This is a genomic window from Streptomyces sp. Q6, from assembly GCF_036967205.1.
Classification (GTDB): domain Bacteria; phylum Actinomycetota; class Actinomycetes; order Streptomycetales; family Streptomycetaceae; genus Streptomyces; species Streptomyces citrinus.
Genome location: NZ_CP146022.1, coordinates 5,277,073 through 5,292,010, shown reverse-complemented (window position 1 = coordinate 5,292,010; position 14,938 = coordinate 5,277,073). Strand labels below are relative to the sequence as shown.

The following is a 14,938-nucleotide window of genomic DNA, read 5'->3' as shown; positions in this document are numbered from 1 at the left end:
TTCGGCCTTCGGCCCTCGGACCTGCGCATTTCGCTGGTCCGGGGGCCGTTGTCAGTGGGCTGCGGTAGCTTGCGGAGTGCTGGGATTCACAGCCGCGATGGGGGCGTTGGACAATGAGCGACACCGCTACGAAAGCCGGACTGGACGACCTGGAGAAGCACCGGGTCGAGCTGACCGGGTACTGCTATCGGATGCTGGGCTCGGCGTTCGAGGCCGAGGACGCCGTGCAGGACACGATGGTGCGGGCGTGGCGGAGCTTCGACAAGTTCGAGGGCCGCTCCAGCCTCCGCTCCTGGCTCTACCGCATCGCGACGAACGTGTGCCTGGACCTGTTGAACGCGGGGAACAAGCGGGCCCGCCCGATGGACCTGACGGCGGCGGCGCCGCTCGCGCAGGCCGCGCTGAACCCCCGCCCGGACCATGTCTGGTTGGAGCCCATGCCCGACGCCCGCGTCCTGCCGTCCGTGCACGATCCCGCCGAGGCCGCGGTGGCGAAGGAGTCGGTCCGGCTCGCGTTCGTCGCGGCGCTCCAGCAGCTCCCCTCCAAGCAGCGGGCGGTGCTGATCCTGCGCGAGGTCCTCGCGTGGAAGGCGAGCGAGGTCGCCGAGCTGCTCGACACGTCGGTGGCGTCGGTCAACAGCGCGTTGCAGCGGGCGCGGGCGACGCTCGCGGAGGCCCCGCCGGCCGACTCGGCGACGGCGGACCCGCTCGACGACGAGCAGCAGAAGCTCCTCGACCGCTATGTCGCGGCCTTCGAGGGCTATGACATGAAGGCGCTCACCGAGCTGCTCGCCGAGGACGCGGTCATGACGATGCCGCCGTTCGACCTGTGGCTGCGCGGCACGGACGACATCACGGGCTTCATGCTGTCGCTCGGCCACGAGTGCGAGAACTCGCGGCTGCTGCCGGTCTCGGCGAACGGCACGCCGGCGTTCGCCCACTACAAGCCCGACCCGGACAACGGCGGGTTCAAGCCCTGGGCGATCCAGGTCCTGGAGATCTCAGAGGGCAGGATCGCCGGCTTCCACTGCTTCCTGGACCTCAGCGACCGGTGGTTCCCGCTGTTCGGCGTCCCGGACCACCTCGACGCCTAGGCCCAACAGCTCGTCGAGACCGGCGAGTCGGAGCAGCAGGGCCAGTTTCGGGGACGGGTCGCGCAGCCTGATCCGTCCCCCGGCCCGGCGGGCGGCGAGCTGCATCCGGGCGAGGGCGTCGATCGTGGCGAGGTCGGTGCTGGTGACCCCGGACACGTCACACACGATGTCGGCGTCCGGTGCGCCGGTACGGGCGGCCCGGACGCGGTCGCACAGCTGAGGAGCGTCGCCGGGACGGATCGGCCCGGCGACGACCACGACGGAAGGAGACGGGGAAGCAGCCACGTAGACATGACCGGGCGGCGCGGCGGAACTCATCGGCGTCGGCCGGATACGCGGCGTGGGCTGGGTCACGTTGACGGGGATCAACGTTGACCTGCGGTTCCGGCGCGGCCGAGGGTGGAGCCCGTGCAAGGGGTTCTCAACGGGTTCGCGGTCATCGCGATCGTCATTGCGGTCGGCTATGTCATCGGCCGGCGCGGCTCCTTGGGGGAGAACGGCCGGGAGGTCCTCACCCGGCTCGCCTTCCACGTGGCGACCCCGGCCCTGCTCTTCACCATGCTGGCGAAGGCGGACCTGTCGCTGATCCTCTCGCCGAGCCTGCTGGTCACGGCGCTGTCGACGGTGGTGGTGGCGGGCGTCTTCGTGGCGGTCGCGGCGGTGCGCCGCTGGGGCGTGGGCCGTACGACGATCGGCGCGCTCTGCTCCAGTTACGTGAACTCGGGGAATCTCGGCATCCCGATCGCGGTGTACGTCCTCGGTGACGCCTCGCTCGTGGCGCCGGTGCTGCTCTTCCAGCAGCTCGTGGTGACGCCCGTCGCGCTGACGATCCTCGATCTGGCGGAGGCGTCGGGGACGCGGCAGACGTGGTGGCAGCGGCTGCTCACCCCGTTCCGCAATCCGATCGCGATCGGCGCCCTGTCGGGGGTCGTCGTCTCGGCGACCGGCCGGCGCGTGCCCTCCCCCGTCCTCGACCCGCTGGAACTGATCGCGAACATGTCGGTCCCGGCGATCCTGATCGCGTTCGGCATATCGCTGTGCGGGAGTTCCTGGCCGGGCGGGCGGGGCGCGGACCGGGTGCCGGTGCTGCTCTCGACGGCCCTGAAGTCGGTGGGCCAGCCGGTGGCGGCGTGGGCCCTCGCGGCGGGGGCCTTCGGCCTGCACGGCGCCCGGCTGCTGGACGTCGTGGTGACGTCGGCGCTCCCGGCGGCGCAGAACCTCTACACGTACGCGAGCCGGTACCGGGTGGGCGAGCGGCTGGCGCGGGAGTCGATCCTGCTGTCGACGATGGCCTCGGTGCCGGTGCTCGTCGTGGTGGCGGCGCTGCTGGGGTGACCGACGGGGCGGGGGAGATCCCCGGGCAGAACGGCACGGCCACGGCGAGGGTCCGGAAGACCCCCGCTTCATCAGGGATCACGGAGTACGAGCGCCGCCCCAGGGGCGCTCGTGGCCGTCTCCTGTCGCCGCGTCACCGATGCCGCCATGCCGAACGGGACCGGCGGGGGGGTCCGCCGTTCCCGTTCGCCCGACAGGGCTGACCTGGAAGGATCCCCAGGTCAGCCGATACGTTCCAGCACGATCGGCCCCGCCGTGAACACCGTGCCGGCGGGTGCCACGTCGTACGCGCCGTCCAGCGCCTCCAGGGCGTACGCGAAGCGCTCCGGGGTGTCCGTGTGCAGGGTCATGAGGGCCTGGCCCGCGAAGACGGAGTCGCCCGGCTTGGCGTGGAGTTCGACACCGGCGGCGGCCTGGACCGGGTCCTCCTTGCGGGCCCGCCCGGCGCCGAGCCGCCAGGCGGCGAGGCCCACCGAGAGGGCGTCGAGGCGGGTGAGGACGCCGGACTCGCGCGCCGTCACCACCTGCGTCTCGCGGGCCACGGGGAGCGCCGCGTCCGGGTCGCCGCCCTGCGCCGCGATCATCCGGCGCCAGGCGTCCATCGCCGAGCCGTCGGCCAGGGCCTTCGCCGGGTCGGCGTCCTTCAGGCCCGCCGCGTCGAGCATTTCGCGGGCGAGGGCCAGGGTCAGCTCGACGACGTCGGCCGGGCCGCCGCCCGCCAACACCTCGACGGATTCCCGGACTTCGAGGGCGTTGCCCGCGGTCAGGCCGAGCGGGGTGTTCATGTCCGTCACCAGCGCGACGGTCGGCAGGCCGTGGTCGCGGCCCAACCCGACCATCGTGCGGGCGAGTTCGCGGGCCTGGTCGAGCTCCTGCATGAAGGCGCCGGTGCCGACCTTCACGTCCAGGACCAGCGAGCCCGTCCCCTCAGCGATCTTCTTCGACATGATCGAGGAGGCGATGAGCGGAATGCAGTCCACGGTCGCGGTGACGTCCCGCAGGGCGTAGAGCTTCTTGTCGGCGGGGGCCAGGCCGCTGCCCGGTGCGCAGATGACCGCGCCGACGTCCTCCAGGGTGCGCATCATCTCCTCGTTCGAGATGTCGGCGCGCCAGCCCGGGATCGACTCCAGCTTGTCGAGGGTGCCGCCGGTGTGGCCGAGGCCGCGCCCGGACAGCTGCGGCACGGCCGCGCCGCACGCCGCGACCAGCGGGGCGAGCGGCAGCGTGATCTTGTCGCCGACGCCGCCCGTGGAGTGTTTGTCGGCGGCGGGGCGGGCGAGGACGGAGAAGTCCATCCGCTCCCCGGAGTTGATCATCGCGGCGGTCCAGCGGGCGATCTCCGCGCGGTCCATCCCGTTGAGGAAGATCGCCATGGCGAGGGCCGACATCTGCTCGTCGGCGACCTCGCCGCGCGTGTACGCATCGACGACCCAGTCGATCTGCTCGTCGGTGAGGCGGCCCCGGTCCCGCTTGGCGCGGATGACGGAGATGACGTCCATGGCAGATCCTCCAACGGTTCGGGACAGGCGCGATGCGATCACTGACCCGCCGACTCTACGCGCATAGACGCCCGGCGTGAAGGTGATGTCACATGCGGCCCGCCCCCTCCGTCCCCTTCATGAAGGCACCACCGTGAGGCACCACGGCACAGGCACCACGGCACAGGCATCACCGCACAGGCATCACCCAGGCACCACGCAGCCACCATCGTCACGATCGAGGAGGACCCCATGTCCACCGACCAGGCCGCCGCCAACAAGGCGCTCTTCGCCCGCTTCCACGACGCCATGAACTCCGGCGACGCGGAGGTCTTCGCCAAGGCCGTGGACCAACTCGTCGCACCCGACGTGCTGTTCCACTCCCCCACCCCGACCGGGACGACCGGCGCGCAGGCCCTGAAGCAGGTGTGGGTCGTACTGCTGCACGCGTACCCGGACCTGCACGTGTCCGTCGAGGACGTGATCGCCGAGGGCGACAAGGTCGTCTTCCGGAACCGGGTGACGGGCACGCACCGGGGCGAGTTCCGGGGGATCGCCCCCACCGGGAGGGCCGTCGCGTACGACGAGATCTTCATCTTCCGCTTCGACGGCGAGCGCATCGTGGAGATCTGGGGGGTCGTCGACGTCCTCGCGCAGCTGCGCCGGCTCGGCGTGCTGCCCGACGGTCCCGCCTGACGACCCCCGCTCCCGCCCGCGCCCTACCGCGCGGCCAGCGGGATCTCGCAGGCCTCCGAGAAGCCCTGCGAGGTGATGCCGTGGGCCGTGTTGCCCCGGGTCGAGAAGTTGACGAAGGCGATGTACGTGGTGAGTTCGACCATCGCGGCCGGGCCGACCCGGTCGAGCAGGCCCGCGTACATCTCGTCGGTGACCGTGGGCGGGGTGTTCGTCATGGCCTCGGCGTACTCCATGACGTCCCGCTCCAGCGGCTCGAAGACGTCGGAGTCGCGCCACTGCGGGACCTGGCTCGCCTTGGTCAGATCGAGCTTCTCGTTCTGCGCCTGGAAGTAGCCGATGTCGAGGCACCAGCTGCACCCGACCTGCGCGGCCACCGCCATGTGCGCGTACGACTTGAGGCTCGCGTCGGCCTCGTTCCACTGGGCGACCTGGCCACCGAGCGCGAGGCCGTCCTGGGCGACGCGCGGGTTGTGCCAGAGCACTTCGGCGGGCTCCATGACCGCGCCGAGCTGCTCGATCATGCCGGCCCGCAGTTCGGCGGGGAGTTCGGCCTTGGGGATACGGAGTTCCGTCATGGTGTCGTGTCCTCCTGGACGCTGTCTGCCGGGCTGTCCGGCTGTTCGGCATGAAGACGCCGGCCGGTCCGCGCGTGTGACAGCGAAAGGGCCGTCTTTCCGATCGGATCGGAAAGACGGCCCTCACGAGGGTGTGCGGGAAGGTCAGACGAGGTGCTCGGGGCCGAAGGCGTCCGGCAGCATCTCACCCAGCGTCCGTACGCCCGACGCCGTCTCCAGGAGCAGCTCCCTGCCGCCGAACTCGTAGAGGAGCTGACGGCAGCGGCCGCACGGCATCAGGAGGTCGCCCTTGCCGTCCACGCACGTGAAGTGGGTCAGGCGGCCGCCGCCGGTGGCGGTCAGCTGCGAGACCAGACCGCACTCGGCGCACAGGCCGAGTCCGTACGACGCGTTCTCCACGTTGCAGCCGGAGACCGTGCGGCCGTCGTCGACGAGGGCCGCCGCGCCGACCGGGAAGCCCGAGTACGGGGCGTACGCGCGGGACATGGCCTCGCGGGCCGCGTCCCGCAGCGCCCCCCAGTCGGCTTCCGAGGTCACTTGCCCTGTCCCTTCCGGTACGGCTGCCCGTCCGCCTTCGGCATGCGCAGGCGTTGGGCCGAGAGTGCCAGAACGAGCAGGGTCAGGACGTACGGCATGGCCGTGGCGACCTGGCTGGGCACCGAGTCGGTGGAGGCGTACCAGAAGAAGAGCAGGACGGAGACGGCGAGCGTGACGGCGCCGCCGACGTACTTCTTCTTCCAGATCAGCCAGGCCACCGCGAGCAGCGCGAGGATCGCGATCAGCAGGAGCAGCGCGTGGGTGTTCTCGGTGCCGCCGCGGACCTTGAGGGTGTCGCTGTAGCCGAACAGGCTCGCGCCCAGGGCGAGTCCGCCGGGCATCCAGTTGCCGAAGATCATCGCGGCGAGGCCGATGTAGCCGCGGCCGCCGGTCTGGCCCTCCAGGTAGTAGTTGGAGGAGACCATCGACAGGAACGCGCCACCGAGGCCCGCGAGGGCACCGGAGATGATCACGGCCAGGTACTTGTACTTGATCACGTTGACGCCGAGGGACTCGGCCGCGACCGGGTTCTCGCCGCAGGACCGCAGCCGCAGACCGAACGCCGTGCGCCACAGGATCCACCAGGACAGCGGGATCAGGGCGACGGCGATCAGGGTCAGCCAGGAGACGCCCGTCATCACGCCACCGAGCAGGCCCGCGATGTCGGAGATCAGGAAGTAGCCCTGTTTGTTGAGGTCGGCGAGGGCGTCGGCGAGCCCGGGGACGGTGAACTCGCCGAGGCTCGGCACCGCCGGGGACTGGCGGGAGGTGGCGCCGTCCATGCCGTCGTACATCAGGACGGAGAGGTAGCGGGTGGCGCCGAGGGCCAGGATGTTGATGGCCACACCGGAGACGATGTGGTTGACGTTGAAGGTGACCGTCGCGAGGGCGTGCACGAGGCCGCCGAGCGCGCCGCCGACGAGCGCGGCGATGACGCCGACCCACGGACCCCACTGGTAGCCGGCCCAGGCGCCGAACCAGGTGCCGAGGATGAGCATGCCTTCGAGGCCGATGTTGACGACGCCCGCGCGCTCCGCCCACAGGCCGCCGAGACCGGCGAGGCCGATCGGGACGGCGAGCTGGAGCGCGGTGGACATCTGGCTGACGGAGGTCAGGCCGTCGGCGTCGGTGATCAGACGGACGGCGGAGACCAGGCAGAGCAGGCCGGAGACGATCAGGAGCAGGACGGGAAGACTGACCTTGCGCCGGGCGGCCGGGGCCGCGGCGGGCTTGTCGAGGACGGGTGCCGTACTCATCAGGCGGCCACCTCCTGCTTCTTGTCGTGGGTGTCGGGGGTGCCGAGAACATGGCCCGCGGCGAGTTCGGCACCGACGCGCTGCTGCTGGCGGCGGGTGCCCCAGACGCGGACCGCCTCGTAGGAGACGACGACGGCGATGACGATCAGGCCCTGCATGATCGTGGCGATCTCGGAGCTGTAGCCCTGGAGGTCCAGCGGGTCGGCCGCGTTGAACAGCCAGGAGAGCAGGAGGGAGGCGAGCGCCATGCCGGCCGGGCTGTTGCGGCCCAGCAGCGCCACGGTGATGGCGTTGAAGCCGAGCGAGGCCGGGAAGGAGTCGGAGAAGGTGTGCGTCGAGCCGAGCAGCGTGGGCAGACCGGCGAGACCGGCGACCGCGCCCGACAGGAGCATGGCCGTGAGGACCATCTTCTTCGCGGAGACACCGGACGCGGCGGCCGCGGACTCCGAGGCGCCCGAGGCGCGCAGGTCGAAGCCGAAGCGGGTGCGGTTCAGCATCACCCAGTAGACGACGCCGAGGATCGCGGCGACGACGACGAAGCCGTAGATCGTGCCGACCGCGTCGCCCAGGTTGATGCCCGGGAACCAGCCGGCCTTGTCCATCTCGCCGGTGGTGCGGTTGTTGCCGACGGCGACACCGAACGCGTCCTCCAGGGTGAGGTACGCGATGACCGAGGCCGCGATCGAGTTCAGCATGATCGTGGAGACGACCTCGCTGACGCCGCGGGTCACCTTGAGGACGCCCGCGATGCCGGACCAGATGGCGCCGGTCACGGCGGCCGACAGCATCAGGAGCGGGATCTGGAGGAACGCCGGGAAGGCGATGTGCGCGCCGACGATGGCGGCGACACAGGCGGCGAGCCGGTACTGGCCCTCGACACCGATGTTGAAGAGGTTCATCCGGAAGCCGATGGCCACCGCGAGCGCGCCGATGTAGAGACCGGCGGCGTCGTTGATGATGAGCACCTGGACGTCGGCGAACGTCGCCTGCTCGAACATGATCGAGAACGGGTCGAACGGGTTCTCACCTGACGCCACGAGGACGATCGCGGTCAGGGCGAACGCCACGACCAGGGCGATGACCGGCCCGGCCACCGCGAGCAGGACCCGCTCCGCGTTCCCGTCGTACCAGCGCTTGAGGGTGTTCATGGTCAGGCACCGTCTTCCGTGTGCTCCAGGTGGCCCGAGGCCGCACCGGTCATGGCGGATCCCAGCTCTTCCGGGGTGATCGAGGCCGGATCGGCGTCGGCGACCAGGCGGCCGTCGTAGATGACCCGGAGGGTGTCGGAGAGGCCGATCAGCTCGTCGAGGTCGGCCGAGATCAGCAGGACGGCGAGACCCTCGCGGCGGGCCTCGCGGATCTGGTCCCAGATCTGGGCCTGCGCGCCGACGTCCACACCGCGGGTGGGGTGGGCGGCGATCAGGAACTTGGGGGCGTGGCTCATCTCGCGGCCGACGATCAGCTTCTGCTGGTTGCCGCCGGAGAGCGAGGCCGCGGTGACGTCGATGCCGGGCGTGCGGACGTCGTACTCCTTGACGATCCGCTCGGTGTCGGCCTGCGCGGACTTCGGGTCGAGCCAGAAGCCCTTGCTGTTGGGCCGCTCGGTGACGTGACCGAGGATGCGGTTCTCCCACAGCGGGGCGTCGAGGAGCAGGCCGTGGCGGTGGCGGTCCTCGGGGATGTAGCCGACGCCGGACTCGCGGCGCTTGCGGGTGGCCCAGCCGGTGACGTCGTCGCCGAGCAGCTTGATGACGCCGCTGTCCGCCTGCTCCAGGCCGATCAGCGCCTCGATGAGCTCGGTCTGGCCGTTGCCCTCGACGCCCGCGAGGCCGAGCACCTCACCGGCGTGGATGGTGAAGGTGACGCCGTCGAGCAGGGGCTTGCCGCCGCCGGGGGCCGCGAGGCGCAGGTCCTCGACCTCGACCACGGGGCGGTCGGTGACGGTGGACTCCGCCGTCTCGGGGGTGGGCAGTTCGCTGCCGACCATGAGCTCGGCGAGCTGCTTGGGGGTCGTCTCGGCGGGGACGGCCGTGCCGACCGTGGTGCCGCGCCGGATGACGGTGATCTCGTCGGCCACGGAGAGGACTTCGCCGAGCTTGTGCGAGATGAAGATGACGCACAGGCCCTCGGCCTTGAGCTCGCGCAGGTTGTCGAAGAGCGCGTCGACCTCCTGCGGGACGAGCACGGCGGTCGGCTCGTCGAGGATCAGGGTGGTCGCGCCGCGGTAGAGGACCTTGAGGATCTCGACGCGCTGGCGGTCGGCGACGCCGAGGTCCTCGACGAGGACGTCCGGGCGCACGCCGAGGCCGTAGCGCTCGGATATCTCGAGGATCTTGCGGCGGGCCTTGGCGCCGATCCCGTACAGCTTCTCGCTGCCGAGGACGACGTTCTCCAGGACGGTGAGGTTGTCCGCGAGCATGAAGTGCTGGTGGACCATGCCGATGCCGCGGGCGATCGCGTCGGCGGGCGAGGAGTACGAGACCTGCTCGCCGTCGATGGCGATGGTGCCCTCGTCCGGCTTCTGCATGCCGTAGAGGATCTTCATCAGGGTGGACTTGCCCGCGCCGTTCTCACCGACGAGGGCGTGCACGGTGCCCTTGGTCACGGTGAGGCAGATGTCGTGGTTGGCGACGACACCGGGGAAGCGCTTGGTGATGCCCTTGAGTTCTACGGCTACGGCGGCCGGCGGGGAGCTTGACGTGGCGATGGCGCACTCTCCTGGGAAAGGGGGTCGCCTACACGCGTAGCGCCCCAACAGCGGTGTGCGAGAAGTGAGTTCGTGCGATGCCGAGCAGGATCGCACGAACGGGGCGCGGGGAAGAAGGTCCTCGTATACGACGTGCGTACGGAGGAACCGCTCCCCGCGCCCTGCTGCTCGGGTGTTACTTGACCGGCACCTGGATGGAGCCGTCGACGATGCCCGCTTCGGCCTTCTTGAGCGCCGCCTGGAGCTTGGCGTCGTTCTTGAACTCCGGGTTGGAGTCGGCGAGGGCGACCTCACCGGACTTCAGGTCGCCGGTGATGACACCGGTCTCCGCCTTGCCGTCCTCGACGGACTTGGCCAGCTTGTAGATCGACTCGGCGACGCCCTTGGTCGCGGAGGTGATGATGTACTTCTTGTACGAGGCAAGGGCCTTCTGCGCGTACTGGTCGGAGTCGACGCCGATCGCGTACTTCTTCGCGGCGGCGGCGGCCTCGATCACGCCCTGACCGGAGAGGCCCGCGGCGTGGTAGACCACGTCGGCGCCGTCCTCCAGCTGCTTCTCGGCGGCGGCCTTGCCGAGGTCCGGGGAGGCGAAGCCCTTGGCCGGGTCCTCGTCCAGGTACTGGACCTTGACCTCGACGTTCTTCTTCGTGTCCTTGACGCCCTTGACGAAGCCGGCCTCGAACTTGTTGATCAGCGCGTTGTCCACGCCGCCCACGAAGCCGACGGTGTTCGACTTGGTCTTCATGGCGGCGGTGACGCCGGCCAGGTACGAGACCTCGTTCTCCTGGAAGACCAGGTCGGCGATGTTCTTGCCGGTGACCGAGGCGTCGTCGACGATGCCGAAGGTGGTCTTCGGGTACTTCTTCGCGGCCTGCTCGACGGCCGGGGCGTAGGAGTAGCCGATGCCGACGACCGGGTTGTAGCCCATCTTCGCCAGGTTGATCAGGCGGGCCGCCTTGTCGTCGTCGGACTCGCCGTCCTTCGGCTCCTGGTCGGCGACCTCGTAGCCGAACTCGCTCTTGGCCTTCTGGAGGCCCTCGTAGGCGGCGTCGTTGAACGACTGGTCACCCTTGCCGCCGACGTCGTACGCGATGGCGAGGCCCTTGTCCTTGCCGCCGGCGGACGACGAGGCGTCCGACGACGTGCCGCCACAGGCGGACAGGGCGAGGGCGAGCGAGGCGGTGGCGGTGCCTGCGACCGCTATGCGGGAAACCCGGCGCATGAGAAGTGCTCCTTCGTACAAGCGCCGGAACAGCAGGGACCGACGCTGAGTTCGCCGCAGAGTAACGCGCGTAGACAAAACATAAAACCCTGATTGTCCAGACTGTTATCGGCCCGGTACGAGACGCCGGACACACAGCAAACAAGCGTTGCCGAAAGCAAAGAAAGGCGGGCGCGGAAAGGATTCCGCGCCCGCCCTGGACGTTGTACGTATGACGTGCTGCTGACCTACTTCTTCTTCGGCTTGGTGTCGACCTTGATCGAACCGTCGATGATCCCCTGCTTGGCCTTGGCGACCGCGTCGGCGAGACCGGCGATGGTCTTGAACTTCGGGTTGGACTCCGAGGCGCCGACGCCGTCGACCTTCAGGTCGAAGGTCTGCACACCGGTCAGCGGCTTCTTGTCCTCGACCGACTTGGCCAGGGCGTAGACGGAGCCGCCGACCTCCTTGAGCGCGGAGGTGAGGATGTAGTCCTTGTACGCGGCCAGCGTCTTCTGGTTGTACTGGTCGGAGTCGACGCCGATGACCCACTTCTTCTGCGTCGCCGCGGCCTTGATCACGCCCTGCCCGGAGAGGCCGGCCGCGTGGTAGATCACGTCGGCGCCGTCCTCCAGCTGCTTCTTCGCGGCGGCCTCGCCGAGGTCGGGGCTGGCGAAGCCCTTCGCCGGGTCCTCGTCGAGGTACTGGACCTCGATGTCGACACCCTTCTTGGTGTCGTTGACGCCCTGCTCGAAGCCGGCCTCGAACTTGTTGATCAGTTCGTTGTCCACGCCGCCGACGAAACCGACGTGGTCGGTCTTGGTGGCCTTGGCCGCGGCGACACCGGCGAGGTACGAGGACTCGTTCTCGGCGAAGACCAGGGAGGCGACGTTGTCGCCCTCGACGACCGAGTCGACGATGCCGAAGGTGGTCTTCGGGTACTTCTTCGCGACCTTCTCCAGCGCCGGGCCGTAGGCGTAGCCGATGCCGATGACCGGGTTGTAGCCCGCCTTGGCGAGGTTCGAGAGCCGCTGCGCCTTGTCGTCGTCGGACTCGCCGTCCTTGGGCTCCTGGTCGGCGGTCTTGTAGCCGAACTCCGCCTTCGCCTTCTCCAGGCCCTCGTAGGCGGAGTCGTTGAACGACTGGTCGCCCTTGCCGCCGACGTCGTACGCGATCGCGAGGCCCAGGTTCTCCTTCTTGCCGTCACCGCCCGAGTTGCTGTCACTGCTGGTTCCGCCACAAGCGGTGGCGGCGAGCGCCAGGCCGGTGACGCCGACGGCGATCTGCGTAAACCGCGGTATTCGACGCATCAGGAAGCCCCTATCATCCAACACGCCTTCTGTGGCGCTCAGTTCGGCGCACCATAACGCGCGTAGAAAGCCCGAGGAATGCCCTTCGAACCCGCCGTTACCGATTCGTGCCGCTGGCCGGTTACGCCCCGGTGACGGACTCCGGCGAAGGGGGTCGAACCGGCCGGGGCGGCTCAGTCGAGCGCGTCGAGGAGGGCGGCCGCCGTGAACAGCTCGACGCCGACCGTGATCGCCGACTCGTCGGCGTCGAAGTCGCCCTGATGGAGGTCGCGGGACGTCCGGTCGCCGGGGGTCTTCACACCGAGCCTGGCCATCGCGCCCGGCACGTGCTCCAGGTACCAGGAGAAGTCCTCGCCGCCCAGGCTCTGCTGGGTGTCCTCGACGGAGTCGGCGCCGAGGCGGGCGGTCATCGCGTCGCGCAGCAGGTCGGTCACCGCCGGGTCGTTGACGACGGGCGGGACGCCGCGGATGTAGTTCACGACGGGCTTGGCGCGGTGCAGGTCGGCGATCTCCTGGATCGCGGCGTGCACCAGGTCGGGGGCGGCGCGCCAGGCGTCGAGGTCCAGGCAGCGCACGGTGCCGGAGAGTTCGGCGTGCTGCGGGATCACGTTGCACGCGTGGCCCGTCTCCAGGCGGCCCCAGGTCACGGCGAGTCCGGAGCGGGCGTCGACGCGGCGGGCGACGACCGCCGGGACGTCCGTGGCGACCCTGGCCGCGGCGACGACCAGGTCGGTGGTGAGGTGCGGGCGGGCGGTGTGCTCGCCGGGCCCGTCCAGGGTGACCTCCAGGCGGTCGCACGCCGAGGTGATGGCGCCGTGCCGCAGGCCGATCCTGCCCGCGTCGACCTTCGGGTCGCAGTGCACGCCGACGATCTTCCGTACGCCGTCGAGCACGCCGCACTCGATCGCGTCGGGCGCGCCGCCGGGCAGCACCTCCTCGGCGGGCTGGAAGATCAGCCGGACCGGCCGCGGGAGTCGGCCCTCGCGGTGCAGCTCGGCGAGGACGAGACCGGCGCCGAGCACGACGGTGGTGTGCACGTCGTGGCCGCAGGCGTGCGCGCGGTCGGGCACGGTGGAGCGGTACGCGCAGTCGGCCTTGGTGTCCGGGATGGGCAGCGCGTCGATGTCGGCGCGCAGCGCGAGCATGCCGGGGCCGCCGCTCCACTCGCCGCCGCCCTCGACGCCGATGTCACAGACGAGACCCGTGCCGATGCCGAGGACGCGCGGCACGAGACCCGCCTTCTCCAGGCGGGTCTTGAGCGCGGCGGTGGTGCGGAACTCCTGGTTGCCGAGCTCGGGGTGCATGTGCAAGTCGCGGCGGAAGGCGACGAGTTCGGCGCGCAGGGCCTCGGGCAGCACGCCGGGGAGGGTGCTGCCGGGGAGGGCTTCCCCGGGCTGTTCGGCCTCGGACTCTCGGGACATCAGATGGTTCACCCTCTGAAGGGTAGGGCGATGTGGGGGCCAACTAACGCTCGATCAACAAAAGTTCAGCCGGATTGGGGTAAGAAATCTGGCCGGGCTACGCATGCGGATCGGAAGAGGTGGGTAGGAAATCTCTTTCGACCTGCGGTTTCATCGCTCGCCTCGCGCCGAGCGCCCGCATCGTGTGGCGTACGCCTCCCGTCGCGAACGCCAGGGCCACGAGCCCCGCGCTCACCACCGTCACGCCCCGGTAGCCGGACCCCGCGCCGAGCGCGAGTCCGCCCAGCCAAGGGCCGAGCGCGGCACCGGTGTTGAGGGCCGCCGTCGCGAGGCCGCCCGCGAGGGCGGGGCGCCGGACGCCGCGTACAGGGCCCGCGCGACGAGCGTGGAGCCTACGGCGAAGGACAGGGCGCCCTGGACGAAGGCGAGGGCGAAGGTGGCCGGGACGCTGCCCGCCGCCGGGGCGAACAGGGCCCAGCCCGCCGCGAGCGCCGCTCCCCGCCCACCAGGACCGGCACCGGGCGCGTGTCCGAGAGGCGTCCCGCGGCGGTGACCCCGGCGAACGAGCCGAGGCCGAAGAGGGCGAGGAGCGCGGGCACCCACCCGGCGGCCAGGCCGGTCACCTCGGTGGCGAGCGGGGTGAGGTAGGTGAAGGTGCAGAAGGTGGCCGCGTTCACCAGGGCGCCGAGCGCGAGGACCGTGCCGAGTCCCGGGGCGCGCAGGGCCCGGAGTTCGGCGCGTACGGGGACGGGGGCCGCGGCGTCCGGGCGGTCCGGCACCAAGCGGGCCACCGCCACGAGCGCGGGCAGGCACAGCGCCGCCACCGCCCAGAAGGCGGCCCGCCAGCCGAGGAGCTGGCCGAGCAGCGCGCCGCCCGGCACTCCGGCGACGCAGGCCAGGGTGGTGCCGCCGAGGAGGACGGAGGTGGCCCGGCCCTTCGCGTCGGCCGGGACCATGGCGGCGGCCGCGGCGAGGGCCACCGCGAGGAATCCGGCGTTGGCGAGCGCCGCGATCACCCGGGTCGCGAGCAGGACGCCGTAACTGCCGGTCAGCGCGCCCACCACGTGGACGAGCAGGAACACCGCGAGGAACCCGGACAGGGCGGCGCGCCGCGACCAGCGGGCGGCGAGCACGGCGGTCAGGGGCGCGCCCACGACCATGCCGACGGCGAAGGCCGAGGTGAGGGAACCGGCGGCCGGGATGGAGACGCCCAGGTCGTGGGCGAGGTCCGGGACGAGGCCGGACAGCATGAACTCGGAGGTGCCTTGCGCGAACACGGCAAGGGCGAGGAGGTACAGCGGGAAGGGCACAGCGGACTCCGTGACCGT

The 14,938-nt window shown here is 70.6% G+C and carries 13 protein-coding genes and 1 pseudogene; 3 read left to right on the top strand and 11 right to left on the bottom strand.

The window, feature by feature from the left end:
• Window positions 1–113: 113 nt before the first annotated feature.
• Window positions 114–1,094: a sigma-70 family RNA polymerase sigma factor gene (locus tag V2W30_RS24690; RefSeq protein WP_338699825.1), complete on the top strand. Its 981-nt coding sequence runs from the start codon at window positions 114–116 to the stop codon at window positions 1,092–1,094.
• Here the strand turns inward: V2W30_RS24690 and V2W30_RS24685 are convergent.
• Entirely contained in the window at window positions 1,002–1,379 is a 378-nt protein-coding gene (locus tag V2W30_RS24685) for an STAS domain-containing protein (RefSeq protein WP_338699823.1), read from the bottom strand. The genes V2W30_RS24690 and V2W30_RS24685 overlap by 93 nt on opposite strands.
• Before the next feature lie 123 nt (window positions 1,380–1,502).
• On the opposite strand from V2W30_RS24685, the gene V2W30_RS24680 reads away from it, so the two are divergent.
• Entirely contained in the window at window positions 1,503–2,429 is a 927-nt protein-coding gene (locus tag V2W30_RS24680) for an AEC family transporter (RefSeq protein WP_338699821.1), read from the top strand.
• 221 nt (window positions 2,430–2,650) lie between these two features.
• Here the strand turns inward: V2W30_RS24680 and V2W30_RS24675 are convergent, their stop codons facing one another.
• Window positions 2,651–3,928, bottom strand: a complete 1,278-nt coding sequence (locus V2W30_RS24675) for a thymidine phosphorylase (protein WP_338699819.1) — start codon at window positions 3,926–3,928, stop codon at window positions 2,651–2,653.
• A gap of 231 nt (window positions 3,929–4,159) precedes the next feature.
• On the opposite strand from V2W30_RS24675, the gene V2W30_RS24670 reads away from it, so the two are divergent.
• Window positions 4,160–4,603 (top strand): ester cyclase, encoded by a 444-nt coding sequence (locus V2W30_RS24670; RefSeq protein ID WP_338699818.1) that lies wholly within the window; start codon window positions 4,160–4,162, stop codon window positions 4,601–4,603.
• A gap of 23 nt (window positions 4,604–4,626) precedes the next feature.
• Here the strand turns inward: V2W30_RS24670 and V2W30_RS24665 are convergent, their stop codons facing one another.
• The 9 genes and pseudogenes from V2W30_RS24665 to V2W30_RS24625 form a co-directional block, all read right to left on the bottom strand.
• A complete protein-coding gene (locus V2W30_RS24665; RefSeq protein WP_338699816.1) occupies window positions 4,627–5,178 on the bottom strand; it encodes a carboxymuconolactone decarboxylase family protein in 552 nt (183 codons plus the stop codon).
• Window positions 5,179–5,322: 144 nt separating this feature from the next.
• Window positions 5,323–5,715 (bottom strand): cytidine deaminase, encoded by a 393-nt coding sequence (locus V2W30_RS24660; protein WP_338699815.1) that lies wholly within the window; start codon window positions 5,713–5,715, stop codon window positions 5,323–5,325.
• Window positions 5,712–6,971, bottom strand: a complete 1,260-nt coding sequence (locus V2W30_RS24655) for an ABC transporter permease (protein WP_338699814.1) — start codon at window positions 6,969–6,971, stop codon at window positions 5,712–5,714. Before V2W30_RS24655 ends, V2W30_RS24660 begins: the two co-directional genes overlap by 4 nt.
• The gene (locus tag V2W30_RS24650) at window positions 6,971–8,119 is read right to left on the bottom strand and encodes an ABC transporter permease (RefSeq protein ID WP_338699813.1); all 1,149 of its coding nucleotides are present in this window, start codon (window positions 8,117–8,119) and stop codon (window positions 6,971–6,973) included. Before V2W30_RS24650 ends, V2W30_RS24655 begins: the two co-directional genes overlap by 1 nt.
• A gap of 2 nt (window positions 8,120–8,121) precedes the next feature.
• Window positions 8,122–9,678 (bottom strand): ABC transporter ATP-binding protein, encoded by a 1,557-nt coding sequence (locus V2W30_RS24645; RefSeq protein WP_338703747.1) that lies wholly within the window; start codon window positions 9,676–9,678, stop codon window positions 8,122–8,124.
• A 175-nt stretch (window positions 9,679–9,853) separates the two neighbouring features.
• Entirely contained in the window at window positions 9,854–10,900 is a 1,047-nt protein-coding gene (locus tag V2W30_RS24640) for a BMP family ABC transporter substrate-binding protein (RefSeq protein WP_338699812.1), read from the bottom strand.
• A gap of 227 nt (window positions 10,901–11,127) precedes the next feature.
• Window positions 11,128–12,189 carry a BMP family ABC transporter substrate-binding protein gene (locus V2W30_RS24635; protein ID WP_338699811.1) on the bottom strand — a complete coding sequence of 354 codons (1,062 nt, stop codon included), beginning with the start codon at window positions 12,187–12,189 and terminating at the stop codon, window positions 11,128–11,130.
• A gap of 173 nt (window positions 12,190–12,362) precedes the next feature.
• The gene (locus V2W30_RS24630; protein ID WP_338699810.1) at window positions 12,363–13,610 is read right to left on the bottom strand and encodes an amidohydrolase; all 1,248 of its coding nucleotides are present in this window, start codon (window positions 13,608–13,610) and stop codon (window positions 12,363–12,365) included.
• A gap of 97 nt (window positions 13,611–13,707) precedes the next feature.
• Window positions 13,708–14,920, bottom strand: a pseudogene (locus V2W30_RS24625) (Cmx/CmrA family chloramphenicol efflux MFS transporter).
• Window positions 14,921–14,938: the final 18 nt, after the last annotated feature.